Genomic DNA, 401 nt, shown 5'->3' with positions numbered 1-401 from the left:
GTCCTGGGCCTCGATCAGCAGCGAAAGCAGATCGTCGCCGGGCTTCTTGCGCCGCTCGGCGACATAGCCGCGCAGGAAGGCAGCGAAATCGCGGCTGGCGCGGTTGGCCGTGTCCTCGATCTCACGCGTGCGGCCGTGCATGTACATGGCGACCATCCGGTGCGACCAGTCGAGCAGTTGCGGCCCCATATCGACCGGAACGCCCAGCATCTCGGCGATGATTGTGATCGGCAAGGGTGAGGCGTAAGCCGGCAGAAGGTCGACGCCGCCTGGCTCGAAACGGTCGATCAGCTCATTGGCCAAGACCTCGATGCGCGGCCTCAGCCGCTCGACCTGGCGCGATACGAAGGCGCGGTTGACCAGCGTCCGAAGCCTCGTATGCACTGGCGGCTCGAGCTTCA

Annotated in this window: 1 pseudogene; it reads right to left on the bottom strand. The window is 65.6% G+C overall.

Annotated elements, in window-relative coordinates:
• A pseudogene (locus EOA29_RS40640) lies at window positions 1-401 on the bottom strand (cytochrome P450); the annotation flags it as partial.

Source organism: Mesorhizobium sp. M1E.F.Ca.ET.063.01.1.1, from assembly GCF_003998155.1.
Taxonomy (GTDB): Bacteria; Pseudomonadota; Alphaproteobacteria; order Rhizobiales; family Rhizobiaceae; genus Mesorhizobium.
Note: the sequence above shows the minus strand (reverse complement) of the source record. Positions and strands in the feature narration are given on the sequence as shown.